We start from the raw sequence: 26,431 nt of genomic DNA, 5'->3' as shown, positions 1-26,431 counted from the left end.
CATGCATTTCAACCTTTCCGAATGGGCGTTGCGCCATCGTCAGGTCGTGCTGTACCTGATGATCGTCCTGGCCGTGGTTGGCGCGTTGTCCTACAGCAAGCTGGGGCAAAGCGAAGACCCGCCGTTTACCTTCAAGGTCATGGTCATCCGCACGCTATGGCCGGGTGCCAGCGCCGAAGAAGTGGCGCGTCAGGTCACCGATCGCATCGAAAAGAAGCTGATGGAGACCGGCGAGTACGAGCGGCTGTCGTCGTTTTCGCGGCCGGGTGAGTCGACAGTGATTTTCGTGGCCCGTGACTCGCTGGTCTCGGCCTTGTTGCCCGAGCTGTGGTACCAGGTGCGCAAGAAGGTCGGCGACATCCGCCAGACCTTGCCAGCCGGCGTGCAAGGCCCGTTTTTCGACGACGAGTTTGGCACCACGTTCGGCAATATCTACGCGCTCACCGGCCCCGGCTTCGACTATGCAGTGCTCAAGGACTATGCCGAGCGGGTCCAGGTGCGCCTGCAGCGGGTCAAGGACGTCGGCAAGGTCGAGCTGATCGGCCTGCAGGCCGAGAAAGTCTGGATCGAGTTGTCCAACGTCAAGCTGGCGACCCTGGGCATTGCCCTGCCGGACGTGCAGCAGGCGCTGGAAGAACAGAACGTGGTGGCCTCGTCGAGTTTCTTTGAAACGTCCCAGGAGCGTATTCACCTGCGGGTCAGCGGCCGCTTTGTCTCGGTGGATGAAATCCGCAACTTCCCGATCCGTGTGCAGGGTCGCACCTTGCGCATCAGCGACCTGGCCGAGGTGCACCGCAGCTTCAACGAGCCGCCGGCACCGGGCATGCGCTTCATGGACCAGGACGCGATTGGCGTGGCGGTGGCGATGAAGGCCGGTGGCGACATCCTGATCCTGGGGCGCGCCCTGGAAGCCGAATTCATCCGTTTGCAGAACAACCTGCCGGCCGGCATGCAGCTGCGCAAGGTGTCCGATCAGCCGGCAGCGGTCAAGACCGGTGTCGGCGAGTTCGTCCAGGTGCTGGCCGAGGCCTTGATCATCGTCTTGCTGGTCAGCTTCTTCTCGCTGGGCATGCGCACCGGCATGGTGGTGGCATTGGCGATTCCACTGGTGCTGGCCATGACCTTTGCCAGCATGTATCTGCTCGGCATCGGCCTGCACAAGATCTCGCTCGGGGCACTGGTGCTGGCGCTGGGCCTTTTGGTGGATGACGCGATCATTGCCGTGGAGATGATGGCGATCAAGATGGAACAGGGTTATGACCGCCTGAAAGCGGCCAGTTTCGCCTGGACCAGCACGGCGTTTCCGATGCTCACCGGCACGCTGATCACGGCGGCGGGCTTCTTGCCGATTGCCACGGCGCAGTCGAGCACCGGCGAATACACCCGCTCGATCTTTCAGGTGGTCACCCTGGCGTTGCTCGCCTCATGGGTGGCGGCGGTGATGTTCGTGCCGTACCTGGGCGACCGCCTGTTGCCAGACCTGGCCAGGCGGCATGCACTCAAGCACGGCGACAGCCACGGCCCTGACCCTTATGCCACGCCGATGTACCAGCGGGTGCGCCGGGTGGTGGCCTGGTGCGTGCGGCGGCGCAAGACGGTGATCGTCGCCACCGTAGCGCTGTTCGTGCTGTCGGTGGTGATGTTCCGCTTTGTGCCCCAGCAGTTTTTCCCGGCTTCCGGGCGCCTGGAATTGATGGTCGACCTGAAACTGGCCGAAGGCGCCTCGCTGAGCAACACCACCGAGCAGGTCAAGCGCCTGGAGCAGATGCTCAAGGATCACACTGGCATCGACAATTATGTGGCTTACGTGGGCACCGGCTCGCCGCGTTTTTACCTGCCACTGGACCAGCAGTTACCGGCGGCCAGCTTTGCCCAGTTTGTGGTCCTGGCCAAGAGCATCGAAGATCGCGAGGCCCTGCGTACCTGGTTGATCACCGCGCTGAACGAAAACTTCCCGGCCCTGCGCTCGCGGGTGACCCGCCTGGAGAACGGGCCGCCTGTAGGCTACCCGGTGCAGTTTCGGGTCACCGGCGAGCACATCGAAGTGGTCAGGGCCCTGGCGCGTCAGGTGCAGGAAAAAGTGCGTGAGAATCCACACGTGGTCAACGTGCACCTGGACTGGGAAGAGCCGAGCAAGGTCGTGCACCTGAACATCGATCAGGATCGGGCCCGGGCCCTGGGGGTCAGCAGCCGCGATGTGGCGGCGTTCCTGCAGTCGTCGCTGACCGGCGCCAGCGTCAGCCAGTTTCGTGAAGACGACGAGTTGATCGACATCGTGTTGCGCGGCACCCGCAGCGAGCGCGAGCGCCTGCAGGACCTGTCGAGCCTGGCGGTGCCGACGAGCAACGGTGCCAGCATCGCGCTGGCGCAGATTGCGACGCTGGAATATGGTTTTGAAGAGGGCGTGATCTGGCATCGTAACCGTCTGCCCAGTGTGACTGTGCGTGCCGATATCTACGGGCGCGAGCAACCGGCGACCCTGGTCAATCAGATCCTGCCCAACCTGGAGGCGATCCGCGCCGAACTGCCCGATGGCTACCTGCTGGAAGTGGGCGGCACGGTGGAAGACTCGGCCCGCGGGCAGAACTCGGTGAACGCCGGGGTGCCGCTGTTCATCGTGGTGGTGCTGACCCTGCTGATGATCCAGCTGCGCAGTTTCTCGCTGATGTTCATGGTGTTCATCACCGCGCCTCTTGGGCTGATCGGCGTGACCCTGTTCCTGCTGCTGTTCAACCAGCCGTTCGGCTTTGTCGCCATGCTTGGCACCATCGCGCTGTCGGGGATGATCATGCGCAACTCGGTGATTCTGGTGGACCAGATCGAACAGGACATCGCTTCGGGGCTGGACACTTGGCAAGCGATCATCGAGGCCACGGTGAGGCGCTTCCGGCCCATCGTGCTCACCGCCCTGGCGGCGGTGCTGGCGATGATCCCGCTGTCACGCAGCCTGTTCTTCGGACCGATGGCGGTGGCGATCATGGGCGGGCTGATCGTGGCCACCGCGTTGACGCTGCTGTTCCTGCCGGCGCTGTATGCAGCGTGGTTCAGGGTCAAAAAGCCGATGTGAGGCTGAGCGGCTTCAGTCGCGAAGGGCCGCACCCTCAATTGGTGTGTCTGGTTCCCGGCTGAAACGGATCGCCGCCCGGCCGCCGCATTCGCCAGCAAGCTGCCTCCCACAGTCCGGTGTCAGGCCCGATATTCTGGGCGACATCAATCCTGTGGGAGGCGGCTTTGCTGCGGGTGGCGATCCGACGATGAAGCCAGGACAGCCGGCAGACAGGCAGCGCTTGTAAACCCGTCATTGCCAGACAGGTTCTGCCTCCCACAAGTCCGAGTCGAGGCCTGACGGATCTGCATGAGTCCTAGAGCGCGCCAAACACCTTCTTGGCCAGGCTGGTGGCGGCCGCTGCCGGGTTGGCGCGGATGCTTTCTTCCTGTTTGGCGATCATCTCGAACAGGCCGTTAAGTGCCTGTTCGGCGACATAGTTCTCGACGTTGGCGTTCTTGGTGTCCAGCACCCCCAAGGCCGCGGCCTGACCGGCAAAGGCGTTGTATTTCTGCGCCACGCCGACCTGATCAGTGGCCTGCTTGACGATCGGCAGGAATTTGGCGCGGATGGCTTCGCGGCTGCTCTTGTCCAGATACTGGGTGGCCGAGTCCTTGCCGCCGCTGAGGATCGACTTGGCATCGGCCACGGTCATTTTCTTCACAGCATCGACCAGCAGCGCCTGGGCTTGCGGCACGGCAGCCTCGGCGGCCTGGTTCATGCTGGTTTCCAGCTGGTCGACCTGGGCGCCCATGCCGAACTGGCGCATTTTCTTGGCGACCTTGCCCAGGTTGCCTGGCAGCTCGATGCGCACTGCTTCGTTATTGCTGAAGCCGCCCGGGGTGCCCAGTTGCTTGACCGCGATCTGTGCGCCCTGGGTCAGGGCATCCTTGAGCCCGCCGCTGGCGTCCGATTGCGACAGGTCGCTTAACGACAGAGCGAACACGTTGGCCGACAGCAGCAGGCCTGCACACAGGCCGGCAAGGGTAAACGAAGGGCGGAGCATGGCAGTTTCCTTTTGCAATGGAGGGCTGGACGCAGAGTATCAGGGATGCACCGGGTTGACCCGGATGCGCAGCGGTTGCGGGTCGCTGCCGTCAAGGCTGACGCTGTGCTGTTCGGTGTTGATGAACAACAGACGGCCTTCGGACTCGATACGGGCGCTGATGGCATAGCGATGGCCGGGTTGTAGCTGGTCCACCGGGTACCTGAGGGTGAACGGCAGGGGCACCTGGCCCTGGACCGGGCCGCTTTGTTGCGCCAGCACGACGGCCGGGGCATCGGCGCGCGAAACATCCTGGAGGCTGACATTCAGCGTGGCCGAGGGCGGCAGGGCCATGCGCTGCAGGTAGAACACTTCGCCGTCGAGGCGGCCCATCGGTGTCGGCAGGGTCGAGCAGGCGGCCAGCAGGCCGGCCAGGGCGATCACGGGAAGGGTTTTCATGCAGGAGTCTCCTGGGTGGGGGCGGCAGGCTCGTCGCCATTGCTCTGCAAGGTCACCTGGCGGATCGACAGGCGGATCTCGGCGGTCAGCACGCGCTTGGCCGCGCCTTCGGCCAGTTCGCCCAGCAGCGGGTGGTAGCTGAGCTTGCCGTTGCCATCCTTGCGCAGCACGCCAAGGTCGAGCAGGGTCTGGATGAAGTGGCGGAACAGGCTCTTGTCGAAAAACTCCGGGGCATTGAGGCCATGCAGGATCGACAGGCGCTGGGCCATGACGGTGCACAGGTCTTCCAGCTCTTCGGCGCTCAGGCTGTGCTGGCCGTTATTGAGCAGCAGGGCAATGGCCATGTAGAAGCGCTGCAGGGTCTGGGTAATGGCCTTGGACAGCAGGCTCAGTTGCACGAATTCGCGCGAGCTGGGCTCGGGGCGCAGGTAGACGTCGTTTTCCAGGCGCAGCAGGCCCTGGTCGACGAACGTGGCCAGCCACTGTTCGATGACCTCGTCCAGTGCTTCCAGCGGCCAGCGGATGAACAGCTCTGCCTGCAGGAACGGGTACAGGGCGCGCACGTAGCGGAAGATCAGTTCGCGGCTCATGCGCGACCAGCTCTGGAAAAAGCACGCCAGCAGCGAGGGCAGGGCAAAGATGTGCAGCACGTTGTTGCGGTAGTAGGTCATCAGGACGGCGTTCTGCTCGTCCAGATAATAAATGCGCCCCAGCGCGTCTTTCTGCTCGGCCAGCAGCTCCATGCCTTTGACATGGGCGATCAGTGCCTTGCCATCGCCTTCGGGCAGGGTGATGTGCGGCGAGTAGGGCACCTGGCGCAACAGGCTCAGGAACAGATCCAGCGTGCGTTCCAGCGCCAGGTCATCCAGGGCCAGGCGCGGGGTCGAGAGCAGCGCCAGGGCCACCAGGTTGACCGGGTTGATGGCGGCGGCCGCGTTGAGCCGCTGGGCCACCTGGTCGGCCAGGCGGTGGGTGGTTGCATTGAGCCATTCGGGGCGGTCCTGCGGCGCCAGCGCCTGGGCGCGCCAGTCGGGTTGTTCCTGGTCAAGGAAGGCGTCCAGGTGCAGCGGCTCGCCAAAGTTGACCGCGACCTCGCCGAAACGCTTTTTCAGGGCGCTGAACACCTTGAACAGGTCGAAGACCGACTCTTTTTTCTTGGTCGCGCCGCGCAGCTCGCCCAGGTAAGTACGGCCTTCGAGTACCCGCTCATAGCCGATGTACACCGGGATGAAGACAATGGGCATGCGCGAGTTGCGCAAAAAACTGCGCAGGGTGATGGCCAGCATGCCGGTCTTGGGTTGCAGCATGCGCCCGGTGCGCGAACGCCCGCCCTCGACGAAATACTCGACCGGGAAGCCTTTGCTGAACAGGGTGTGCATGTACTCGTTGAACACGGCGGTGTACAGCGGGTTGCCCTTGAACGTGCGACGCATGAAGAATGCTCCGCCACGGCGTAGCAGGCCGCCGACCACGGGCATGTTGAGGTTGATGCCGGCGGCGATGTGCGGCGGGGTCAGGCCGTTGCGAAACAGCAGGTACGACAGCAGCAGGTAGTCGATATGGCTGCGGTGGCAGGGCACGTAGACGACTTCGTGGCCCGGCGCGACCTTTTGCACGTTCTCGATGTGGCTGACCTTGATGCCGTCGTAGATCTTGTTCCAGAACCAGCTCAGCACCACTTCCATGAAGCGGATTACCGTGTAGGTGTAGTCCGAGGCGATCTCGTTGGCGTAGCTCAGCGCCTGCTCGCGGGCTTTATCCCTGGAAATGTTGTCGCGTTCGGCCGCTTCGTTGATGGCTTCGATGACCTGCGGTTCCTGCAGCAGGTCCTTGACCAGGTTGCGTCGGTGCGAGACGTCGGGACCGATGACGGCACTCTTGAGGTGGCGAAAGTGCACGCGCAACAGGCGCTGGGTCATGCGCAGGGTCAGGGCCGGGCCTTTGTCCTGCTTGAGCAGGTCGCGCAAATGGATCGGGGCGGAAAACTGCACCCGGGTCTTGCGGCCCAGGATCAGGATCGTGACCAGCCGGCGCAGGCGACCAGTGACGGCCCAGCTGTCGGCGAACAGCAGTTTCCAGGCGCTGGACTCACGGTCCGGCGACTGGCCCCAGAACACGCTGACCGGAATGATCTGGGCGTCGAGCCCCGGATGCTCGCCGAGTGTTGCCACCAGCCGCTCCAGGGTCGGCGGTGCACCGCGCTTGTCGTGCCGGCCCAGCCAGTCGGGCTCGGGGGTCAGGTAGAAAAACGCCGCCGGCTCCATGAGTTCGCCCACCGCCACCGACAGCACCGGGCGTGGTAGCCCGACCTTGGTGCATTCGCGATCGACCACCGCCAGGTCGCTCAGGGAGGGGGACTGCAAGGCGTAGAACACCGGCTTGCTGCGGTCCAGGTCCAGCCCCAGGGACGACTGATTGATGGTTTCGGAACGAACCCAGAGGTACAACAAGCGGCGCAGGGCGCCGAACACAAGGCGACGCAGGGGTGAACGAGTCATACGCTTCTGCTGAATAAAGGACGTGAGCGGCCGGGGCGCCAGTGTGCCGGATCTGCCAGAGAACGGCAAAAAGGCCGGTGTGGTCTATTGGTGTCGCGTTTTGTGGGAATGTTCCCCAGGCCCGGCCACTCCTGAACGGATTACGAGGTCCGCCAGACAATCTCCTGCTCGCCATCGGCACTGACACGGATCCAGCGGTCGGCGTCTTCTTCGCCTTCTTCTTCCACCCAGGTGCCCGGTGCGCAGCGCACCTCGACAGCCAGCGCAGCAAAGGCAGCGCGGGCGCAGGCAATGTCGTCGTCCCACGGCGTCTGCTCGCTTTCCAGGTACAGGCTGTTCCACTTGCCTACGGCCTTGGGCAGCCAGGTCACCGGCACGGCGCCTGCGGTGCATTTCCAGGTCTGGCCGCGTTGCGTCCACTCGCTGCACGGGCCCAGCGCCACGCTCAGCCAGGCGGTGATGGCCTTGTGGTCGACGTCTTCGTCCTTGAGGTAAATCTCGATATCGGGTTGGCGCATGGTGACCTCGAATAAGTGCTTAGCGCAGGACGAAATAATCGTAGCGCATGGAAACGGTGACCTTGAACGGTCCGGGGTACTCGATGACCGCTGCACGCCGCTCGGCGCTGGCGCGCCAGCCATGGGGTGTCATTGCCAGCAGGTCGGCGCGGGACTGGTTGTCGATCAGCTTGAGGCTGTACGTCAGGGTTTCACTGTGGGCCAGCGCCATGCCCGGCGGCACCAGGGCCAGGTGCTTATCGTCGGCATAATCGCGCACCTCGTCATACAGTTTCTCGCGCATTTCCATCAGGTGGCCGCGGGTCGGGCCGACCCGCATCAGGCCGCCGCCGGGTGTCAGCAGGCGCCTGGCTTCAAGCCAGTCCAGCGGGCTGAACACGCTGGCCAGAAACTGGCAACTGGCGTCGGGCAACGGAATGCGCGCCATACTGGCGACCAGCCAGGTCAGCGCCGGGTCGCGCTTGCAGGCGCGCTTGACGGCCTCGCGGGAGATGTCCAGGGCATAACCGTCGGCCCTGGGCAGCGCCTGGGCCAGTTGCGCGGTGTAGTAACCCTCGCCACAACCGATGTCCAGCCAGCGTGCCGGGGTGCGCTCGGCCGCCAGTTCCGCCAGGCGCCGGGCCACCGGGGCGTAGTGCCCGCCGTCGAGAAAGCGTCGCCGCGCCTCGACCATGGCCTGGTTGTCACCCGGGTCGCGGCTGTTCTTGTGCTGCACCGGCAGCAGGTTCAGGTAGCCCTGGCGTGCGCGGTCGAAGCGGTGATTGACCGGGCAGGCGACGCCATGCTCGACGGCGCTCAAGGGCGCCGAACAGATTGGACAGGTCAGCATCAGGCGAGCAACTTGACCAGGGTCTGGTAGTAGATCTCGGTCAGCACGTCCAGATCACTGGCCAGGATGCGTTCGTCGACCTGGTGGATGGTGGCGTTGACCGGCCCCAGCTCGACCACCTGGGTGCCGAGCGTGGCAATGAAACGCCCGTCGGAGGTGCCGCCGCTGGTCGAGGCCTGGGTTTCACGGCCGGTAACCTGGCGGATGCTGGCCGATACCGCGTCGAGCAGGGCGCCCGGCTCGGTGAGAAACGGCAGGCCCGACAGCGCCCAGTCGATGTGCCAGTCCAGGCCATGCTTGTCGAGAATGACCGCGACCCGCTGCTTGAGGCCTTCGACCGTCGACTCGGTAGAGAAGCGGAAATTGAACACCGCCACCAGGTCGCCGGGAATCACGTTGGTCGCGCCGGTGCCGGAGTTGAGGTTGGAAATCTGGAAGCTGGTCGGCGGGAAGAAGGCATTGCCTTCATCCCAGTGCTCGGCGGCCAGCTCGGCCAGGGCCGGGGCGGCCAGGTGGATCGGGTTGCGGGCCAGGTGCGGGTAGGCCACATGGCCTTGCTTGCCGCGCACCGTGAGGGTCGCGCCCAGCGAGCCGCGCCGACCGTTCTTGACCACATCCCCCACCAGCGTGGTGCTCGACGGCTCGCCGACGATGCACCAGTCCAGGCGCTCCTGGCGTGCGGCCAGGCGCTCGACCACCGCCTTGGTGCCGTGGTGCGCCGGGCCTTCTTCATCACTGGTGATCAGAAAGGCCACCGAGCCCTTGTGATCCGGGTAATCGCCGACAAAACGCTCGACCGCCACCACCATCGACGCCAGGCTGCCCTTCATGTCGGCCGCGCCGCGCCCGCAGAGCATGCCCTGTTCGTCGATCAAGGCGTCGAACGGGTCGTTCTGCCAGGCCTGTACAGGGCCGGTCGGCACCACGTCGGTGTGCCCGGCAAAACACAGCACCGGGCCGTCGCCGTTGCCATGGGTGGCCCAGAAGTTGTCCACGTCTTCGATGCGCATCGGCTCCAGCTTGAAGCCGGCCGCGCCCAGGCGACGCATCATCACGGCCTGGCAATCGGCGTCCAGCGGCGTGACCGACGGCCGGCGAATGAGGTCGCAGGCCAGTTGAAGAGTGGGCGAAAGGTCGGCTGGGGCCGTCATGAACAGGACTCCGGTACAGGGCGTGGGGCGAAAAGGCGGTTATCTTAAAGCAAAAAGCGCGGTGCGATGGTTGCCATCTTCCTGTACGCAGGTTTTGCCTGGCAGGATTTCCGACTGCCCGCACGGTGTGACAGGTGCCGTGTGGCTCGTCACGGCCTATACTGCGCGCCGGTTTTCGAGGTCAGGCCCAATGAGCGCAATAGATCCACGGTTCGCCGGTATCGCAAAGTTGTATGGCAATGAAGGGCTGGCACGCCTGCAAGCGGCCCATGTGGCGGTGGTCGGCATTGGCGGCGTGGGTTCGTGGGCCGTCGAGGCGCTGGCGCGTTCGGGGGTGGGCGAGATCTCTCTGTTCGACCTGGACGATGTCTGTGTCAGCAACGTCAATCGCCAGTTGCACGCGCTGGATGGCACTGTGGGCCGGGCCAAGGTCGAGGTCATGGCCGAGCGCATCCACGCCATCAATCCGGCGTGCGTGGTGCATGCAGTGGCTGACTTTGTCACGGTCGAGACCCTGGCCGAACACATTACGCCGGAACTGGATTTCGTCGTCGATTGCATCGACAGCGTCAAGTCCAAGGCCGCGCTGATCGCCTGGTGCAAGCGGCGCAAGATCCAGGTGGTGACCACCGGCGGTGCCGGCGGGCAGATCGATCCGACGCAGATCCAGGTCATTGATTTGAACCGCACCTTCAACGACCCGCTGGCCGCCAAGGTGCGCTCGACCCTGCGCCGTGATTACGGCTTTTCACGCACACCCAATCGCACCTACAGCGTGCCGTGCGTGTTTTCCAGTGAACAACTGCGCTATCCGATGCCCGACGGCAGCGTGTGCCAGAGCAAGACCTTTGTCGGCGACGGCGTGCGGCTGGACTGCGCCGGTGGCTTTGGCGCGGTGATGATGGTCACCGCGACCTTTGGCATGGTCGCGGCCAGTCGCGCGGTCGACAAACTGGTCGCTGGTGCGCGCAGGCCTTCGGAGCGGGTCAAGGCCGAGCCTGCGCCGGTTGATCCGGCTCAGGCCTGAGCCCGTTCACGCATGCGTTGCAGCACGGCGTTAAGGCCATTGCTGCGTGACGGCGAGAGCTGGCGACCCAGCCCCAGGCGGTCGAACCAGTGGTGCAGGTCGACCTGATGCAAGGCCTGCGCCGGCAGGTCGTTGACCCGCACCAGCAACACCGCCAGCAGGCCGCGTAACAGCCGCGCATCGCTGCCGGCACGAAACTGCCAGCGGCCGTCGCGTTCTTCGGCCACCAGCCAGACCTGGCTTTCGCAACCGTGCACTCGATACTCGTCGGATTTTTCCGCTTCACTCAACGGTGCCAGGCGCTCGCCCCACTGCATCAGCAGGCGGGCGCGTTGCTCCCAGCCCTGGGCCTGGGCGAAAGCCTCCAGTGCCGCCTGAGCCTCGACGGTCAAGTCGTCAGGCAGGCTCATGCCAGCAACTCCAGACCCTGGTCCAGGGCGCTGAAGAAGCGCAGCAAGTCGTCGGAATCGTTGTAAAGCCCCAGCGAAACACGGATGGCGCCCGGCAGGCCCAGGCTCTTGAGCAACGGCATGGCGCAATGGTGACCGGCGCGCACGGCGATGCCCTGTTCGGTCAGCAGGTGAGCGAGGTCGGCGTTGTGCACACCGTCGACGACAAAGCTGACCAGCGCCAGCTCCGGCGCCCCCAGCACACGTACCTGCTCGCGCTGCTGCAAACCTTCGAGCAGGCGCCGGTGCAGGCGTGCTTCGTGATCGACTACGGCCTTCTGGTCGAGGCCGTCGAGGTATTCAAGGGTCGCGCCCAGGCCGATGACGCTGGCAATGGGCGGCGTACCGGCTTCGAAACCCAAGGGGGCCGGGCGAAATTCGGCGCGGTGGTAATCGACGTCCAGGACCATTTCACCGCCAAACTGCCAGTGGTCGAGGTGCGCCAGCGCGGCATGGCGGCCATAGAGCACGCCCAGCCCTTCGGGGCCGTACAGCTTATGACTGGAAAATACATAGAAGTCGCAGCCCAGTGCCTGCACGTCGTGGCGGCCATGCACCACACCCTGGGCGCCATCGACCACGGTCAGCGCGCCTTGCGCCTGTGCCAGCGCCAGCAGGCGGGTCAGCGGCTGCCAGGCGCCGAGCACGTTGGAGAACTGGCTGACCGCCAGCAGGCGCGTGCGCGGGCCGATCAGCGTGGCGGCGGCCTCCAGGTCGATCAGGCCGTGGCCGTCCAGCGGCAGCACCACCAGGCGCAGGTTGCGTCGGCGGGCCAGTTGTTGCCAGGGCAGCAGGTTGGCGTGGTGCTCCAGGGCACTGATGACTATCTCGTCGCCTTCGGCAAAATGCGCTTGCAATCCATAGGCCAGCAGGTTGAGGGCCGAGGTTGCGCCGTGGGTGAAAATGATCTGCCCGGATTCGCCGGCATTGAGCCATTGCCCGACCTTGTGCCGCGAAGCTTCGAAGGCCTGGGTGGCGTGCGCGCCGGGCAAGTGCTGGGCACGGTGCACGTTGGCGGCGCCGCTGGTGTAGTAGTGGTTCAGGGCATCGAGCAATGCCTGGGGCTTTTGCGTGGTGGCGGCGCTGTCCAGGTAGGTCTGGCCTTGCCGTTGCAGGGCGTCGAGGGCTGGAAAGTCCGCGCGCCAGGGAGAAATGAGGGGCATTGGTCCATCCGGCTCGGTCGGTCGCGGCGACCCCTGCGGTAATGCCGCCGGGACCGCCGCGCCGATAACATCAGTTGTGAGCGTGCAGTGCTTCGTTCAGCTCGATGGCCGACTTGTGGGTCTTGCATTCCACGGCGCCGGTCTGCGAGTTGCGACGGAACAGCAGGTCGGCCTGGCCGGCCAGGTCACGGGCCTTGACCACTTTGACCAGTTCGTTGTGTTCGTCGAGCAGCGCAACCTTGGTGCCGGCGGTGATGTACAGGCCGGCCTCGACGGTGTTGCGGTCGCCCAGCGGAATGCCGATACCGGCGTTGGCGCCGATCAGGCAGCCTTCACCGACCTTGATGACGATATTGCCGCCGCCGGACAGGGTGCCCATGGTCGAGCAGCCGCCGCCCAGGTCCGAGCCCTTGCCGACGAACACACCGGCCGAAACACGGCCTTCGATCATGCCCGGGCCTTCGGTGCCGCCGTTGAAGTTGACGAAACCTTCGTGCATCACGGTGGTGCCTTCACCGATGTAGGCGCCCAGGCGCACACGGGCGCTGTCGGCGATGCGCACACCGCTCGGCACGACGTAGTCGGTCATTTTCGGGAATTTGTCGACCGAGAACACTTCCAGCAGCTCGCCTTTCAGGCGTGCTTCGAGCTGACGCTCGGCCAGTTCGGCCAGATCGATGGCGCCCTGGCTGGTCCAGGCCACGTTCGGCAGCAGCGGGAAGATGCCGGCCAGGCTCAGGCCGTGCGGCTTGGCCAGGCGGTGCGACAGCAGGTGCAGCTTCAGGTAGGCCTCAGGGGTCGAGGTCAGGGCGGCGTCTTCAGCCAGGACGGTGGCAACCAGCGGCTTGTGGCTTTCGGCCAGACGGGTCAGCAGTGCGGCCTGGGCGGCATCGACCGGCTTGAGCGCGTCGGCCAGTTTCGAGGCCAGGTCGGTGTTGAAGGTGATGGCCTGGTTGCCGCCGGTATAGCCCAGCAGCGGGGTGACGGCCGCGACCAGTTCGGCCGACGGATTGATCAGGGGTTGGGCGTAGAAGACTTCCAGCCAGGTGCCTTGACGGTTTTGAGTGCCGACGCCGAAGGCCAGGCTGAACAGGGTGGTGGACATGCACATTCCTCTTGAGTGATCGGGGGTTGTCAGCAGCGCTCGGGCTTACTGCAACGCCGCCGCATACAATTGCGGTTTGAAACCAATCAGGGTTCGGTTGCCGAGATCGAGCACGGGACGCTTGATCATCGACGGTTGTGCCAGCATCAGTTCAATTGCGCGGGCCTGGTCGAGGTCGTTCTTCTGCGCCTCGTCGAGCTTGCGAAACGTCGTGCCGGCACGGTTGAGGACCACTTGCCAACCGTGTTCGTCACACCACTGCGTCAGGTGTTCACGGTCGATGCCCTCTTTCTTGTAGTCATGAAAATCATGGCCCACGGCATGTTCTTCGAGCCAGGTACGGGCTTTTTTCATGGTGTCGCAGGCTTTAATGCCGTAGAGAGTGTAAGCCATTGATTCCTATAGGGTAGTCGGCCTTTCCCGAAACGTCCCCCATTGCCTCCGCAAAATTCAGCCCGTGATTATGCCACGTCGCTCGATTGCGCGCTCAGGCTGTCAGGGGGCAGATCGTGTCCGGACATCACGCAGGACGGCCCGGCCATGGCAGCAGGGTCCGGGCGTGGAGGGGCGTGATTTAGCCGGCGTGGCTCAAGGCTTCTATGAGCTGCGCCTTGGTCATGCGCGAGCGGCCACGAATGTCCTGGCTGCGTGCCTCTTTCATCAGGCTCTCGCGGGTCTGGCTTTGCAGTGACTCCGGGGAGGTGCGCGCATGCCCCTTGCGCGTCTGGGCGGCGCGTTTGGCCGAGTCCGAGCGGGCGGTCTGTTTTTCTCGGCCGGAGGTATCTGTGCCGGACCCGCCGGCCTTTTCACCACCGCCCGACTGTTTGTTCACCGTGGCCCAGGCCCGCGCCTGGGCCTGATCCTCCGGCATTCCCTTGTGCTCGTAGCTTTCTTCGATGTGTTGGGCCTTGCGCTTCTGCTTGGCCGTGTATTTATCCTTGCTTGCGACTGGCATGGCGATCACCTTGAGTCTGATTACAGGAAACAAGCCCTCTTGGGCCGTTCACGTGTGAAATGCCAGGCGCCTTGCAAGTGCAATCGGGCAGACGAATGGTTGCCGGTCATGCGCCGCCATATTTCGAACTGCTACGGTCCGGGTACACGGACCTCATCATCTGGATGTCGCCGGCGCTCAGGGTCTTGCCGATGTTGAGGACTTCAAAGTCGCCCAGGGTCAGGCCATTGGGGATGTCGAAGTGCATGACCGAGTCGCGGTCATAGGCGGCATGCTTGAAGTCGGCTGCCTCGTAGTGCTCGAGGAAATTCTTCTGGATCAAGGCTTCGCTGTAGCCCACCTGCTTGAGCAGGGCGGTGAGCAGCGGGATGTTCCAGGGAATGTTGGCCCTGGGGTGCTGGTGCTCATGGACGGCACCCAGCGCGTGGCCGAATTCGTGCAGCACGATGCGCGGCAGTTCCGGCAGGGGCTGGATTTTATCGTCGAACAGCTCCCGGACGTTGAGTTCCATGGTCGGCTGGTCCTGAGCAATCAACAATGCATCGGTGCCCAGTTCGCTCCAGTTCAAGTGTTCGTTAAAGCCGATGCGGATATCGCTAGGCCCGTGGGCTACGAAATCGAATTTCAGGTTGGCGTGCGCCAGCCATTGATTGGCTGCGGCAATGATCGGTCCGGTGATGAAGTCCGGCGGGTCTTGCAGGAAGCGGATGGTCAGGGTGCGCCCGCGAGCCCAGTATTTATTGAAGGCAATCAGCAGGCGAGGCTGGCCAGGCGCCTGGGTTGCGTCGGCTTCATCGGTGGGGTCAATGGCGCCATTGTCCGGGTTTTCCTTGATCGCTGTTGCATGGGAGGCGTGGTAATCCTCGGCTTCGCGCAGGGCGCAGCGCAGCAACAAACGGGGGTCGAGCGGTGGTGAGTCGGTCATGCAGGCCTCTTGAACCCTGGAGGGTTCCGCGTTGTGGTCAAGGGCGCGCTGCCCGGTGAAGAGGGCAGCGCGACGAACGACAACGGTAAGGCCGACCGGCCTGATGCCGGCGGTATATAAAGCTATGGCTCAGCGGTTATTGATGAAGGCGCGAATCCGCTCGGCGGCTTCGACGCACTCGGCCAGTGGCGCGACCAGGGCCAGGCGCACGCGGCCGGCGCCAGGGTTGAAGCCGTCGACGTCACGCGACAGGTATGAGCCCGGTACTACGGTCACATGCTGCTCCAGGTAAAGGTCGCGGCAGAAGGCGGCGTCATCGCCACCGACGTTCGGCCACAGGTAGAAGCTGCCGTCGGGCCGCTGCACGTCGAGCACCGGGCTGAGGATGTCCAGCACCGCATCGAACTTCTCGCGGTACAGGTCACGGTTGGCGAGCACATGGGCTTCGTCGTTCCAGGCGGCCACGCTGGCCAGTTGGGTCTGCACCGGCATGGCGCAGCCGTGGTAGGTGCGGTACAGCAAAAAGGCCTTGAGGATCTCGGCATCGCCGGCCACGAAGCCCGAACGCAGGCCCGGCAGGTTGGAGCGTTTGGACAGGCTGTGGAACACCACACACCGCTTGAAGTCCTGGCGGCCCAGCTCGGCGCAGGCGCTGAGCAGGCCTGGTGGCGGGGTGGCTTCGTCGAAGTACAGCTCGCTGTAGCACTCGTCGCTGGCGATCACGAAGTCGTACTGGTCGGCCAGGGCGATCAGCTTTTTCAGGGTGTCGACCGGAATCAAGGCGCCGGTCGGGTTGCCCGGCGAGCACAGGAACAGAATCTGGCAGCGCTGCCAGATCTCGGCCGGCACGGCGTCGAAATCAGGATTGAAGCCATGTTCGCTCAGGCAGGGCAGGTAGTGCGGCTGGGCACCGGCCAGCAGGGCGGCGCCCTCGTAGATCTGGTAGAACGGATTGGGGCTGACCACCAGGCCGTTGGCTTCGCGGTTGACTACGGTCTGGGTAAAGGCGAACAGCGCCTCGCGGGTGCCATTGACCGGCAGCACATGACGGGCCGGGTCGATCCAGCCCTCGGGTACGCCAAAGCGCCGCTCGCACCAGTGGCCTATCGCTTCGCGCAAGGCCGGGACGCCGAGTGTAGTGGGGTAGACGGCCATCTTGTCGAGGTTATCGACCAGGGCCTGGGCCACGAACGCCGGTGAGGTGTGCTTGGGTTCGCCAATGGACAGGGCGATCGGGCGCTTGTCCGGGTTGGGCGTCACGCTGCCGAGCAGGGCGCGCAGTTTCTCGAACGGGTAGGGCTGAAGCAGTTGCATGGCGTTGTTCATGTTTCGGCTCTCAAGGCGCAGAAAACTCAAGGTGCATGGCGCCCGGCAGGCGGGCGCCCTCGATCAGATGCTCAGGCGAAACCCCACTTCGGGCTCGCGGGTGACGCTCAGCTGTTCGGTAATGGCTTCCTGCAGGCGCAGGCACAACTGCGGGTCCGACAGTGGCTGGTTGTTGGCGTCGGTGATAAAGAACACGTCCTCGACCCGTTCGCCCAGCGTGGCAATCTTGGCGTTCTGCAGCGACAGGTCGAACTCCAGGAAGATCTTGCCGATCCGTGCCAGCAGGCCCGGGCGGTCGGGCGCCAGCAATTCCAGCACCGTGACCGGACGCTGGGCATCGTTGTGGATGGTGACTTGTGGGGCAAAGGCAAAGTGCTTGAGCTGGCGCGGCACCCGGCGCTTGATGATGGTCGGGTAGTCGTCGGGGTTGTGCAGGGCTTCGGTCAGGCCGTGGCGGATCTGTTCGATGCGCTCGGGGTTGTTGCCGATCGAGCCGCCGTCGCTGTCGAGCACCACGTAGGTGTCCAGGGTGAAGCGGCTGCTGGAGGTGATGATGCGTGCATCATGGATGTTGAGGTTCAACTGGTCCATGGCTGCCACGGTCACGGCGAAGAAGTCGTGCTGGTCCGGCGCATAGATGAAGATCTGCGTGGCCCCTTCGAATTCGCGCTGGGTGGTTTCCTTGATCAGCACCAGCGGGCCGCCGTCGGTCGGTTGCTGGAGGATCGCGTCGCTGTGCCAGGCCACGTCGCCTGCGGTGTGGCGCAGGAAATAGTCATCGCCCAGGCCCGACCACAATTGCTCGACATCGTCCGGGTCGGTGCCGTTGCGCACCAGGATGTCCAGCGCGGCCGTCTGGGTGCGTCGGATCTGCTCTTCGCGGTCGACCGGGTTTTCCAGGCCGCGACGCAGGGCGCGCTTGGTCTCGGTGTAAAGCTGGCGCAGCAGGCTGGCGCGCCAGGAGTTCCACAACGTCGGGTTGGTCGCGTTGATGTCGGCCACGGTCAGCACGTACAGGTAGTCCAGGTGCACTTCGTCGCCGACGAACAGGGCAAAATCGTGGATCACCTGCGGGTCGGAAAGGTCCTTGCGCTGCGCCGTGGTGGACATCACCAGGTGATGGCTGACCAGCCAGACGATGAGTCGCGTATCCCAGACCGGCAACTGGTGGCGCACGCCGAATGCCTCGGCATCCACCGCGCCCAGTTCCGAGTGGTCGCCGCCGCGGCCCTTGCCGATGTCGTGGTACAGCCCGGCCAGGTAGATCAGTTCGGGCTTGGGCAGTCGCCCCATGATCTTGCTGGCCAGCGGGAATTTCTCGGAAACCTCGGTGTACTGCAGCTTGCGCAGGTGCTTGATGAGGTTGAGGGTGTGGGCGTCCACCGTATAGATGTGGAACAGGTCATGCTGCATCTGCCCCACGATGTGCCCGAACTCCGGCAGGTACAGGCCCAGGATGCCATAGCGGTTCATGCGCCGCAGGTTGCGGTGGATGCCGGTCTCGCACTTGAACAGCTCGATGAACAGGCTGGTGTTGCGAATGTCGTTGCGGAAATCGTCGTTGATCAGGTGCCGGTGTTCGCGCAGCAGGCGGATGGTGTTGGCGCGCACGCCCTTGATGTCCGGACGCTGGGCCATCAATACAAAGATTTCGATGATGGCAAACGGGGTGCGCTTGAAGACGTTGGCGTGGGTGGCCTCGATGTAGCCATCATGCAACTGGAAGCGCGAGTTGACCGGCTGGGTGCTGCCGTCATCCTCGCTGAGGATCACTTCTTCGAAATGCTGGATGATCAGGTCGCTCAACTGGGCGATGCTCATGACCACCCGGTAGTACTTTTGCATGAAGCGTTCGATGGCACGCTTGCCGTCGTTGTCCTGATAGCCCAGCAAGGCGGCGATGGTGCGCTGGTGATCGAACAACAGGCGGTCTTCGGCGCGACCGGCCAGCATGTGCAGGGCATAGCGCACCTTCCAGATGAATTCCTGGGAAGAGGCCAGCAGGTTGTTTTCGCTTTCAAGCAAAAAGCCTTCGCCAGCCAGGGCGTGCAGGTTCAGGGTGCCGTACTGGCGCCGGGCGACCCAGAGGATGGTCTGGATATCGCGCAGGCCGCCCGGGGAGCCCTTGACGTTGGGCTCCAGGTTGTATTCGGTGTCGTTGTACTTGTGGTGCCGGGCGCGCTGTTCGGCGCGCTTGGCCAGGAAGAAGTCCTTGCTCGGCCACATGTGTGTGGTGCTGGTGACTTCGAGCATGCGCTGGCGCAGTGGCTCGGGGCCGGAAATGGTACGGCTTTCCATCAGGTTGGTGATTACCGTCAGATCGGCCCGGGCCTCGACGGCGCACTCATTGACCGAACGCACGCTTTGCCCGACTTCCAGGCCAATGTCCCACAGCAGGGTCAGAAAGCGCTCGATGGAGTCGCGAAACAGCTCGTGGTCATCGTTGTCCAGCAGGATCAGCAGGTCGATGTCCGAGTAGGGGTGCAGTTCGCCACGCCCGTAGCCGCCGACCGCCAGCAGGGCGATCTCGGCCTGCCGGCTCCAGTCGAACTGGCCCCAGGCCTGCTGCAGGATGTTGTCGACGAACCAGGCGCGGTCCTCGATCAGGCGGCGAATGTCCCGGCCGGAGCGAAAGCGCTCATCGAGCACCTCGCGTGCATGGCGGATGGCTTTCTTGAAGGCGGCGATGGGGCTGGCCTTCAGGGCCAGTTCGGCCTGGAACTGGCCGCGATCGAACAAATCAGGATCCACCTGCGGCATGGCAACTGCTTTCCTTCTGGGTTATCGGCAAATGCTGCAAGGCATCGAGCGGCCTGCCTTAGCGGGCGTTGGTGCGCGGAAAGGTTTCGTCGCTGCGCAACGTGAAGATTTCGTAGCCGTCGGCGGTGACCAGCAGGGTGTGCTCCCATTGGGCCGACAGCTTGTGGTCCTTGGTCACGGCGGTCCAGCCATCGGCCAGCAAGTGGGTATCGGCGCGGCCCTGGTTGATCATCGGCTCGATGGTGAAGGTCATGCCTTCAACCAGTTCAAGGCCGGTGCCGGCCTCGCCATAATGCATCACCTGCGGTTCCTCATGAAAGATCTTGCCGATGCCATGGCCGCAGTATTCCGTCACCACGGAAAAGCCGTTCTTCTCGGCATGCTGCTGGATCACCGCGCCAATGTCGCCCAGGTGTGCACCGGGCCGTACGACTTCGATGCCTTTATAGAGGCATTCCTGGGTGATGCGCGACAGGCGTTCGACCCATTGGGCAACCGGGCCGACGTGGAACATCTTGCTGGTGTCGCCGAAGTAGCCGTCCTTGATGACGGTGACGTCAATGTTCAGCGCATCGCCTTTCTTGAGTCGCTTGCTGCCGGGGATGCCGTGGCACACCACGTGGTTGATCGAGGTGCAGATCGACTTCGGGAAACCCTTGTAGTTGAGCGGCGCAGGGATGGCCTGCTGGACGTTGACGATGTAGTCGTGACACAGGGTGTTGAGCTCATCGGTGGTAACGCCCGGCTTTACGTAAGGCTCGATCATCTCCAGTACATCGGCGGCCAGGCGGCCGGCAATCCGCATCTTTTCGATGTCTTCGTGGTTTTTGATGCTGACAGTCATACACGCTCTCTCAGGAAGCCGCATGCGGCTTGAAAATACGGAAAACAGTGATTCTAACAGACCGTCGTGCGGGCAGTGGCGATGGGCTTGCGGTGGCGGCGCTGGCGCCGGCTGAAAGGCCGGAAAAATGTGCGGTTTTGTTTGTCAGGCTTTTGTGATATAAAGTGCGCCGCTTTGCAGGGGTCACCCGCAGGGCACTAACCCACACACGTATCGACACGATGACCTGGGTGCCTTGGGCAATGCCTCTGGTTGGTCATTGGGATGCGTGGAGGCCTAACCCGACTTATCAAGGAACTATCATGTCCCAAGTCAATATGCGCGATATGCTGAAGGCCGGTGTGCACTTCGGCCACCAGACCCGTTACTGGAACCCGAAAATGGGCAAGTACATTTTCGGCGCGCGCAACAAGATCCACATCATCAACCTCGAAAAAACCCTGCCACTGTTCAACGAAGCCCTGGCTTTCGTAGAGCGTCTGGCCTCGGGCAAGAACAAGATCCTGTTCGTCGGCACCAAGCGTTCCGTCGGCAAGATCGTTTCCGAGGAAGCAGCACGTTGCGGTTCGCCGTACGTCGACCATCGCTGGTTGGGCGGCATGCTGACCAACTTCAAGACCATCCGTCAGTCGATCAAGCGTCTGCGCGACCTGGAAATCCAGGCCGAAGATGGCACCTTCGCCAAGCTGACCAAGAAAGAAGCGCTGATGCGCACCCGTGATCTGGAAAAACTGGATCGCAGCCTGGGTGGTATCAAGGACATGGGCGGCCTGCCTGATGCCCTGTTCGTCATCGACGTTGATCACGAGCGCATCGCAATCACCGAAGCCAACAAGCTGGGCATTCCTGTTATCGGCATCGTCGATACCAACAGCAGCCCGGAAGGCGTTGATTTCGTGATTCCAGGTAACGACGACGCCATTCGCGCCGTTCAGCTGTACATGGGTTCGATGGCTGACGCCGTCATCCGTGGCCGCAACAACGTTGCCGGCGGCACCGAAGTCTACGTTGAAGAAGCGCAGACTGCTGCTGTAGAAGGCTGAGTAGCCAACGCCAGGCGTTGACTCAGTGCGCAAAAAGGGGGCTAGGCCCCCTTTTTGCCACCTCGGAAAACATCCAGTGACCAGGTCACGGTCTGCTTGTCATCTGTGACTGTCACGATGGTTTTCCAAGAATTTGAACACCCGCACGTTCGGGTGGTTTGGTTTAAGACCTTTCCAAGAGGATTTTGAAATGGCAGAGATTACTGCGGCGCTGGTCAAAGAACTGCGCGAGCGTACCGGCGAAGGCATGATGGATTGCAAAAAAGCCTTGACCAAGGCTGGCGGCGACATCGAGAAAGCAATCGACGACATGCGTGCTTCCGGCGCCATCAAGGCTGCCAAGAAAGCCGGCAACGTCGCTGCTGAAGGCGCGATCGCCATCAAGGACGACGGTAAAGCCGCTGTCCTGCTGGAAGTCAACTCGCAGACCGACTTCCTGGCCCTGCAAGACGACTTCAAGGCATTCGTTGCTGCCAGCGTCGAAAAAGCCTTTGCCGAGAAGCTGACCACTGTCGAGCCGCTGATCGCCGCACAGGAAGAAGCGCGTCTGGTCCTGGTCGGCAAGACTGGCGAGAACGTCAACATCCGCCGTCTGGCCCGTGTTGAAGGCGACGTGCTGGGTTCGTACCTGCACGGCAACAAGATCGGCGTGGTTGTCGTCCTCAAGGGCGGCGACAGCGAGCTGGCCAAGGACATCGCCATGCACGTGGCGGCGACCAACCCTGAGTTCCTGCTGCCGTCGGAAGTTTCGGCTGAAGCGATCGAGCGCGAGAAGGGCGTTTTCCTGCAGCTGAACGCTGACAAGATCGCCGGCAAGCCGGAAAACATCGTCGAGAACATGGTGAAGGGTCGTATCACCAAGTTCCTGGCCGAAGCCAGCCTGGTCGAGCAAGCGTTCGTCAAGAACCCGGAAATCAAGGTCGGTGAACTGGCCAAGAAAGCCGGCGCCGAAATCGTTTCCTTCACCTACTTCAAAGTGGGCGAAGGCATCGAGAAGCCAGTCGACAACTTCGCTGAAGAAGTGGCTGCTCAAGTCGCTGCCAGCAAGAAGTAAGACGGTTTCACACGTCGCAAGAGAGGCTGCCCGCACATGCGCGCGGCCTCTTTTTCAAAGAAGAAAAGGGAATTTTTTCTCGCAGAAACAGTCTGCAAGGCAGCATTTTCTGGCGCCTTCAGGGTGCCGGACTAGAGTTGACGCAGGCCCTGGTGCCTGCACGGATTTCATTATCAAGTAACGCCGCAGGAGAGATTCGCAATGGCTCAGCAGAGCAGTGGTCATCAGGCTCGCTATAAACGCATTCTACTCAAGCTTAGCGGCGAGGCCCTGATGGGCTCCGAGGAATTCGGAATCGACCCCAAAGTGCTTGATCGCATGGCGCTTGAAGTGGGTCAGCTGGTAGGTATCGGTGTACAGGTCGGGCTGGTCATCGGCGGTGGCAACCTGTTCCGTGGTGCGGCCCTCAGTGCGGCCGGCATGGACCGGGTCACCGGCGATCACATGGGCATGCTGGCCACCGTGATGAACGCACTGGCCATGCGCGATGCGCTGGAGCGTGCCAATATCACAGCCATCGTGATGTCCGCCATTTCCATGGTCGGGGTGACCGATCATTACGATCGTCGCAAGGCCATGCGCCACCTGAGCGCCAAGGAAGTGGTCATCTTCGCCGCCGGCACCGGCAACCCGTTCTTCACCACCGATTCGGCCGCCTGCCTGCGGGCCATCGAAATCGATGCCGACGTCGTGCTCAAGGCGACCAAGGTCGATGGTGTCTACACTGCCGATCCGTTCAAGGACCCCAATGCCGAGAAGTTCGATCATCTGACTTACGATGAAGTGCTGGATCGCAAGCTGGGTGTCATGGACCTGACCGCCATCTGCCTGTGCCGCGACCACAAGATGCCGTTGCGCGTCTTCAACATGAACAAACCTGGCGCCCTGCTCAATATTGTGCACGGTGGCGCTGAAGGCACCCTGATCGAGGAAGTTCAATAATGATCAACGAAATCAAGAAGGACGCCCAGGAGCGCATGCAGAAAAGCCTGGAGTCCCTGGGCCATGCATTCGGCCGTATCCGTACCGGCAAGGCTCACCCCAGCATCCTGGAAGGGGTAATGGTGCCTTACTACGGCAACGATACGCCAATCAAGCAGGTTGCCAATATCACGGTCAAGGATGCACGCACCCTGCAAGTGGTGGCGTTCGAGCGCAACATGCTGGGCGCGGTCGACAAGGCCATCGGCAGTGCCGGCTTGAACCTGAACCCGACCAACCTGGGTGAGCTGCTGCTGATTTCGATGCCGGCCCTGACCGAAGAAACCCGCAAGGGTTTCACCAAACAGGCGCGTGATGCGGCTGAAGATGCCCGTGTAGCGGTGCGCAACATTCGCCGTGATGCGTTGAGCCAGTACAAGGATCTGGTCAAGGAAAAGGAAATCAGCGAAGACGAAGAGCGTCGTGCGGCTGAAGAGATCCAGAAGCTGACTGACAAGTTCGTCGCCGAGATCGAAGTGGCCGTCAAGCAGAAAGAAGCCGACCTGATGGCCGTATAGGGCTCGGTGCGTTTTAATGGAAAAGACCAAGCAAGCGGCACTGTCTTCGGTGCCGCGACACGTCGCGATCATCATGGATGGTAACAATCGCTGGGCGAAGAAACGCCTGCTGCCCGGTGTCGCCGGGCACAAGGCCGGTGTGGATGCCGTGCGTGCGGTCATTGAGGTGTGTGCCGAGGCCAAGGTCGAGGTGCTCACCCTGTTTGCGTTCTCCAGCGAGAACTGGCAGCGGCCGGCCGATGAGGTCGGGGCATTGATGGAACTGTTTCTAACTGCCTTGAGGCGCGAAACGCGGCGCCTGAACGACAACGCCATCTCCTTGCGCATCATCGGTGACCGCTCGCGCTTTCATCCTGAATTGCAGGCGGCCATGCGCGATGCCGAGCAGGGTACCGCCGGCAATGACCGCTTTATCCTGCAGGTTGCGGCCAATTACGGTGGTCAGTGGGATATTGCCCAGGCTGCCCAGCGTCTGGCGCGCGAAGTACAGGCAGGGCATCTGCAGCCCGAGGACATTACGCCGGGGCTGTTGCAGGCCTGCCTGTCCACCGGTGATCTGCCGTTGCCTGACCTGTGCATTCGTACCGGCGGCGAGCGGCGCGTCAGCAATTTCCTGCTCTGGCAGCTGGCGTATGCCGAGCTGTATTTCTCCGACCTTTTCTGGCCGGACTTCAAACACGACGCCATGCGCGCAGCGCTGGCCGATTTCGCTTCACGCCAACGTCGCTTCGGTAAGACCAGCGAACAGGTTGAAGCCGGAGCCCGCGCCTGATGCTCAAACAACGGATTATCACTGCCCTCATCCTGTTGCCGATTGCCTTGTGCGGCTTCTTCCTGCTCAAGGGGGCAAGCTTTGCCCTGTTCATTGGCCTGGTCGTCGTGCTGGGTGGCTGGGAGTGGGCACGACTGGCCGGTTTTGCCAGCCAGTCGATGCGTATTGCCTACGCTGCAACCGTCGCGGTGCTGCTGTTTCTGTTGTACCTGCTGCCGGGGCTTGCGCCGTGGGTACTGACTGCTGCGGTCATCTGGTGGCTGCTGGCGACCTGGCTGGTGCTGACCTTTCCCGCGTCCAGCGATCATTGGGCCAGTGCGGTGTGCAAGCTGGCGATCGGCCTGCTGATCCTGCTGCCGGCCTGGCAAGGCCTGGTGCTGCTCAAGCAATGGCCGCTGGGCAACTGGCTGATCCTGTCGGTGATGGTGCTGGTCTGGGCCGCCGACATCGGGGCGTATTTCACCGGCAAGGCGCTGGGCAAGCGCAAGCTGGCGCCCAAGGTCAGTCCGGGCAAGAGCTGGGAAGGGGTGTATGGCGGGCTGGCGGTCACACTGGCGATCACCTTTGTGGTCGGTGTGATGCGCGACTGGTCGTTCGGCCAGTTCATCGCCGGGCTGTTGGCGACCGCCATCATCGTCCTGATTTCCGTGGTGGGCGACCTCACCGAAAGCATGTTCAAGCGCCAGTCCGGGGTCAAGGACAGCAGTAACTTGCTGCCCGGCCATGGCGGCGTGCTGGACCGTATCGACAGCCTGACGGCGGCGATTCCGGTGTTTGCCGTGCTGCTGTGGGCGGCTGACTGGGGTGTGATGTGAGCATGCCGCAACAGATTACCGTGCTGGGTGCGACCGGCTCCATCGGCTTGAGTACGCTGGATGTCATTGCGCGCCATCGCGATCGTTACCAGGTGTTTGCCCTGACCGGCTTTGCACGGCTCGATGAGCTGCTGCAGTTGTGTATCGTGCACCGGCCACGTTTTGCCGTGGTGCCGACGCCTGAGGCGGCCAGTCGCCTGCAGGCGCAGTTGCGTGATGCCGGCCTTGAAACCGGCGTGCTGGTGGGGGAGGGCGGTCTGTGCGACGTGGCCGCCCACCCTGATGTCGATGCGGTGATGGCCGCCATCGTGGGCGCGGCCGGGCTGCGTCCGACCCTGGCTGCGGTCGAGGCGGGCAAGAAGGTGTTGCTGGCCAACAAGGAGGCCCTGGTGATGTCCGGGGCGCTGTTCATGCAGGCGGTGCGGCGCAGTGGCGCTGTACTGCTGCCGATCGACAGCGAGCACAACGCGATCTTCCAGTGTCTGCCACAGGACTTTGCCCGTGGCCTGGGCGCGATCGGTGTGCGTCGTATTCTTCTGACCGCTTCCGGTGGGCCGTTTCGCCAGACGCCGCTGGAGCAGTTGCAGGCGGTCACGCCGGAGCAGGCCTGTGCGCATCCGGTCTGGTCGATGGGGCGCAAGATTTCCGTCGATTCGGCCACCATGATGAACAAGGGCCTGGAGCTGATCGAAGCCTGCTGGCTGTTCGATGCGCGCCCCGATCAGGTCGAGGTGGTCATCCATCCGCAAAGTGTGATCCACTCGCTGGTGGATTATGTCGATGGTTCGGTACTGGCCCAGCTCGGCAACCCCGACATGCGTACGCCCATTGCCAATGCCCTGGCGTGGCCGGCGCGTATCGATTCGGGCGTGGCACCGCTGGACCTGTTTCGTATCGGTCAACTGGATTTCCAGGCGCCGGACGAGCAGCGGTTCCCTTGCCTGCGCCTGGCGCGTCAGGCCGCAGAAGCGGGCGGCAGTGCGCCGGCCATGCTCAATGCGGCCAATGAGGTGGCGGTGGCGGCCTTTCTCGAGGGGCGCATCGGCTATCTGCAGATTGCCGGCGTCATCGAGTCGGTATTGTCATGCGAGCCGGTGGTCGCGCTCAATGAGCTGGAAACGGTATTCGCGATGGATGCGCGGGCGCGGGTGCTGGCCACGCAATGGCTCGAGCGCCATGCGCAATGAAGTCATGCGCGATCAATCCAT

Annotated in this window: 24 protein-coding genes; 9 read left to right on the top strand and 15 right to left on the bottom strand. The window is 63.1% G+C overall.

Translation table 11 applies throughout. The annotated features are described in order from the left end of the window. The first annotated feature begins 1 nt into the window (after position 1). A complete protein-coding gene (locus tag DGA31_RS00510) occupies positions 2-3,067 on the top strand; it encodes an efflux RND transporter permease subunit (RefSeq protein WP_109511196.1) in 3,066 nt (1,021 codons plus the stop codon). A 295-nt stretch (positions 3,068-3,362) separates the two neighbouring features. On the opposite strand, the gene DGA31_RS00505 is transcribed toward DGA31_RS00510, so the two are convergent. The 6 genes from DGA31_RS00505 to dapE all read right to left on the bottom strand — a co-directional run bounded on the left by DGA31_RS00505 (position 3,363) and on the right by dapE (position 9,486). Beyond that, positions 3,363-4,052, bottom strand: coding sequence for a DUF4197 domain-containing protein (locus DGA31_RS00505; RefSeq protein WP_056834905.1), 690 nt, complete (start codon positions 4,050-4,052; stop codon positions 3,363-3,365). Between the two features lie 39 nt (positions 4,053-4,091). After that, entirely contained in the window at positions 4,092-4,490 is a 399-nt protein-coding gene (locus DGA31_RS00500; RefSeq protein ID WP_109511195.1) for a YbaY family lipoprotein, read from the bottom strand. Beyond that, positions 4,487-6,988, bottom strand: a complete 2,502-nt coding sequence (gene plsB, locus DGA31_RS00495; protein WP_109511194.1) for a glycerol-3-phosphate 1-O-acyltransferase PlsB — start codon at positions 6,986-6,988, stop codon at positions 4,487-4,489. The genes DGA31_RS00500 and plsB overlap by 4 nt, the downstream gene beginning before the upstream one ends. 140 nt (positions 6,989-7,128) lie before the next feature. Further along, positions 7,129-7,506 carry a hypothetical protein gene (locus DGA31_RS00490; RefSeq protein ID WP_056834911.1) on the bottom strand — a complete coding sequence of 126 codons (378 nt, stop codon included), beginning with the start codon at positions 7,504-7,506 and terminating at the stop codon, positions 7,129-7,131. 19 nt (positions 7,507-7,525) lie between these two features. Continuing rightward, complete coding sequence (locus DGA31_RS00485; RefSeq protein ID WP_109511193.1) at positions 7,526-8,335, bottom strand: putative RNA methyltransferase; 810 nt, start codon at positions 8,333-8,335, stop codon at positions 7,526-7,528. After that, a complete protein-coding gene (dapE, locus tag DGA31_RS00480; RefSeq protein WP_056834915.1) occupies positions 8,335-9,486 on the bottom strand; it encodes a succinyl-diaminopimelate desuccinylase in 1,152 nt (383 codons plus the stop codon). Before dapE ends, DGA31_RS00485 begins: the two co-directional genes overlap by 1 nt. 190 nt (positions 9,487-9,676) lie before the next feature. Here dapE and tcdA point away from each other — a divergent pair, with 190 nt between their 5' ends. Beyond that, on the top strand, positions 9,677-10,513 hold the full coding sequence (gene tcdA / locus DGA31_RS00475; RefSeq protein WP_109511192.1) for a tRNA cyclic N6-threonylcarbamoyladenosine(37) synthase TcdA: 837 nt from the start codon (positions 9,677-9,679) through the stop codon (positions 10,511-10,513). Here the strand turns inward: tcdA and DGA31_RS00470 are convergent. The 9 genes from DGA31_RS00470 to map all read right to left on the bottom strand — a co-directional run bounded on the left by DGA31_RS00470 (position 10,504) and on the right by map (position 20,040). Then, a complete protein-coding gene (locus tag DGA31_RS00470) occupies positions 10,504-10,923 on the bottom strand; it encodes a SufE family protein (protein ID WP_109511191.1) in 420 nt (139 codons plus the stop codon). The genes tcdA and DGA31_RS00470 overlap by 10 nt on opposite strands. Then, a complete protein-coding gene (locus DGA31_RS00465) occupies positions 10,920-12,125 on the bottom strand; it encodes an aminotransferase class V-fold PLP-dependent enzyme (protein ID WP_109511190.1) in 1,206 nt (401 codons plus the stop codon). Before DGA31_RS00465 ends, DGA31_RS00470 begins: the two co-directional genes overlap by 4 nt. Positions 12,126-12,195: 70 nt before the next feature. After that, the gene (dapD, locus tag DGA31_RS00460; protein WP_056834926.1) at positions 12,196-13,230 is read right to left on the bottom strand and encodes a 2,3,4,5-tetrahydropyridine-2,6-dicarboxylate N-succinyltransferase; all 1,035 of its coding nucleotides are present in this window, start codon (positions 13,228-13,230) and stop codon (positions 12,196-12,198) included. Between the two features lie 45 nt (positions 13,231-13,275). Continuing rightward, entirely contained in the window at positions 13,276-13,623 is a 348-nt protein-coding gene (locus DGA31_RS00455) for an ArsC family reductase (protein WP_056834928.1), read from the bottom strand. A 181-nt stretch (positions 13,624-13,804) separates the two neighbouring features. Further along, positions 13,805-14,185: a termination factor Rho gene (locus DGA31_RS00450; RefSeq protein ID WP_109511491.1), complete on the bottom strand. Its 381-nt coding sequence runs from the start codon at positions 14,183-14,185 to the stop codon at positions 13,805-13,807. A gap of 106 nt (positions 14,186-14,291) precedes the next feature. Continuing rightward, a complete protein-coding gene (locus DGA31_RS00445; RefSeq protein ID WP_109511189.1) occupies positions 14,292-15,110 on the bottom strand; it encodes a matrixin family metalloprotease in 819 nt (272 codons plus the stop codon). Between the two features lie 129 nt (positions 15,111-15,239). Then, a complete protein-coding gene (gene dapC, locus DGA31_RS00440; protein ID WP_056834931.1) occupies positions 15,240-16,436 on the bottom strand; it encodes a succinyldiaminopimelate transaminase in 1,197 nt (398 codons plus the stop codon). A 63-nt stretch (positions 16,437-16,499) separates the two neighbouring features. Next, positions 16,500-19,196: a [protein-PII] uridylyltransferase gene (locus DGA31_RS00435; RefSeq protein ID WP_109511188.1), complete on the bottom strand. Its 2,697-nt coding sequence runs from the start codon at positions 19,194-19,196 to the stop codon at positions 16,500-16,502. A gap of 58 nt (positions 19,197-19,254) precedes the next feature. Further along, complete coding sequence (gene map / locus DGA31_RS00430; RefSeq protein ID WP_056834935.1) at positions 19,255-20,040, bottom strand: type I methionyl aminopeptidase; 786 nt, start codon at positions 20,038-20,040, stop codon at positions 19,255-19,257. Between the two features lie 302 nt (positions 20,041-20,342). On the opposite strand from map, the gene rpsB reads away from it, so the two are divergent. The 7 genes from rpsB to ispC all read left to right on the top strand — a co-directional run bounded on the left by rpsB (position 20,343) and on the right by ispC (position 26,410). After that, a complete protein-coding gene (gene rpsB / locus DGA31_RS00425) occupies positions 20,343-21,083 on the top strand; it encodes a 30S ribosomal protein S2 (protein WP_056834936.1) in 741 nt (246 codons plus the stop codon). A 190-nt stretch (positions 21,084-21,273) separates the two neighbouring features. Then, positions 21,274-22,137 (top strand): translation elongation factor Ts, encoded by an 864-nt coding sequence (gene tsf / locus DGA31_RS00420; RefSeq protein WP_056834938.1) that lies wholly within the window; start codon positions 21,274-21,276, stop codon positions 22,135-22,137. Between the two features lie 201 nt (positions 22,138-22,338). Continuing rightward, positions 22,339-23,079, top strand: coding sequence for a UMP kinase (gene pyrH / locus DGA31_RS00415; protein WP_056834940.1), 741 nt, complete (start codon positions 22,339-22,341; stop codon positions 23,077-23,079). Continuing rightward, positions 23,079-23,636, top strand: a complete 558-nt coding sequence (gene frr, locus DGA31_RS00410; protein ID WP_056834942.1) for a ribosome recycling factor — start codon at positions 23,079-23,081, stop codon at positions 23,634-23,636. Before pyrH ends, frr begins: the two co-directional genes overlap by 1 nt. Before the next feature lie 16 nt (positions 23,637-23,652). Then, on the top strand, positions 23,653-24,408 hold the full coding sequence (gene uppS, locus DGA31_RS00405; protein ID WP_056834944.1) for a polyprenyl diphosphate synthase: 756 nt from the start codon (positions 23,653-23,655) through the stop codon (positions 24,406-24,408). After that, entirely contained in the window at positions 24,408-25,223 is an 816-nt protein-coding gene (locus DGA31_RS00400; RefSeq protein WP_109511187.1) for a phosphatidate cytidylyltransferase, read from the top strand. Before uppS ends, DGA31_RS00400 begins: the two co-directional genes overlap by 1 nt. Then, positions 25,220-26,410 (top strand): 1-deoxy-D-xylulose-5-phosphate reductoisomerase, encoded by a 1,191-nt coding sequence (ispC, locus tag DGA31_RS00395; RefSeq protein ID WP_109511186.1) that lies wholly within the window; start codon positions 25,220-25,222, stop codon positions 26,408-26,410. Before DGA31_RS00400 ends, ispC begins: the two co-directional genes overlap by 4 nt. Positions 26,411-26,431: the final 21 nt, after the last annotated feature.

The sequence above is a fragment of the Pseudomonas ovata genome, assembly GCF_003131185.1.
Lineage (GTDB): Bacteria > Pseudomonadota > Gammaproteobacteria > Pseudomonadales > Pseudomonadaceae > Aquipseudomonas > Aquipseudomonas ovata.
This window is presented reverse-complemented; position numbering and strand designations above follow the sequence as displayed.

Excerpts from the sequence above, each read along its gene's own strand:
- DGA31_RS00490 (WP_056834911.1), bottom strand. The coding sequence starts at position 7,506 with ATGCGCCAACCCGATATCGAGATTTACCTCAAGGACGAAGACGTCGAC.
- tsf (WP_056834938.1), top strand. The coding sequence starts at position 21,274 with ATGGCAGAGATTACTGCGGCGCTGGTCAAAGAACTGCGCGAGCGTACC.
- frr (WP_056834942.1), top strand. The coding sequence starts at position 23,079 with ATGATCAACGAAATCAAGAAGGACGCCCAGGAGCGCATGCAGAAAAGC.
- plsB (WP_109511194.1), bottom strand. The coding sequence starts at position 6,988 with ATGACTCGTTCACCCCTGCGTCGCCTTGTGTTCGGCGCCCTGCGCCGC.
- DGA31_RS00435 (WP_109511188.1), bottom strand. The coding sequence starts at position 19,196 with ATGCCGCAGGTGGATCCTGATTTGTTCGATCGCGGCCAGTTCCAGGCC.
- DGA31_RS00445 (WP_109511189.1), bottom strand. The coding sequence starts at position 15,110 with ATGACCGACTCACCACCGCTCGACCCCCGTTTGTTGCTGCGCTGCGCC.
- uppS (WP_056834944.1), top strand. The coding sequence starts at position 23,653 with ATGGAAAAGACCAAGCAAGCGGCACTGTCTTCGGTGCCGCGACACGTC.
- dapC (WP_056834931.1), bottom strand. The coding sequence starts at position 16,436 with ATGAACAACGCCATGCAACTGCTTCAGCCCTACCCGTTCGAGAAACTG.
- DGA31_RS00470 (WP_109511191.1), bottom strand. The coding sequence starts at position 10,923 with ATGAGCCTGCCTGACGACTTGACCGTCGAGGCTCAGGCGGCACTGGAG.
- dapE (WP_056834915.1), bottom strand. The coding sequence starts at position 9,486 with ATGACGGCCCCAGCCGACCTTTCGCCCACTCTTCAACTGGCCTGCGAC.
- rpsB (WP_056834936.1), top strand. The coding sequence starts at position 20,343 with ATGTCCCAAGTCAATATGCGCGATATGCTGAAGGCCGGTGTGCACTTC.
- DGA31_RS00505 (WP_056834905.1), bottom strand. The coding sequence starts at position 4,052 with ATGCTCCGCCCTTCGTTTACCCTTGCCGGCCTGTGTGCAGGCCTGCTG.
- DGA31_RS00400 (WP_109511187.1), top strand. The coding sequence starts at position 24,408 with ATGCTCAAACAACGGATTATCACTGCCCTCATCCTGTTGCCGATTGCC.
- dapD (WP_056834926.1), bottom strand. The coding sequence starts at position 13,230 with ATGTCCACCACCCTGTTCAGCCTGGCCTTCGGCGTCGGCACTCAAAAC.
- pyrH (WP_056834940.1), top strand. The coding sequence starts at position 22,339 with ATGGCTCAGCAGAGCAGTGGTCATCAGGCTCGCTATAAACGCATTCTA.
- DGA31_RS00450 (WP_109511491.1), bottom strand. The coding sequence starts at position 14,185 with ATGCCAGTCGCAAGCAAGGATAAATACACGGCCAAGCAGAAGCGCAAG.
- map (WP_056834935.1), bottom strand. The coding sequence starts at position 20,040 with ATGACTGTCAGCATCAAAAACCACGAAGACATCGAAAAGATGCGGATT.
- tcdA (WP_109511192.1), top strand. The coding sequence starts at position 9,677 with ATGAGCGCAATAGATCCACGGTTCGCCGGTATCGCAAAGTTGTATGGC.
- DGA31_RS00485 (WP_109511193.1), bottom strand. The coding sequence starts at position 8,335 with ATGCTGACCTGTCCAATCTGTTCGGCGCCCTTGAGCGCCGTCGAGCAT.
- DGA31_RS00455 (WP_056834928.1), bottom strand. The coding sequence starts at position 13,623 with ATGGCTTACACTCTCTACGGCATTAAAGCCTGCGACACCATGAAAAAA.
- DGA31_RS00465 (WP_109511190.1), bottom strand. The coding sequence starts at position 12,125 with ATGCCCCTCATTTCTCCCTGGCGCGCGGACTTTCCAGCCCTCGACGCC.
- DGA31_RS00500 (WP_109511195.1), bottom strand. The coding sequence starts at position 4,490 with ATGAAAACCCTTCCCGTGATCGCCCTGGCCGGCCTGCTGGCCGCCTGC.
- DGA31_RS00510 (WP_109511196.1), top strand. The coding sequence starts at position 2 with ATGCATTTCAACCTTTCCGAATGGGCGTTGCGCCATCGTCAGGTCGTG.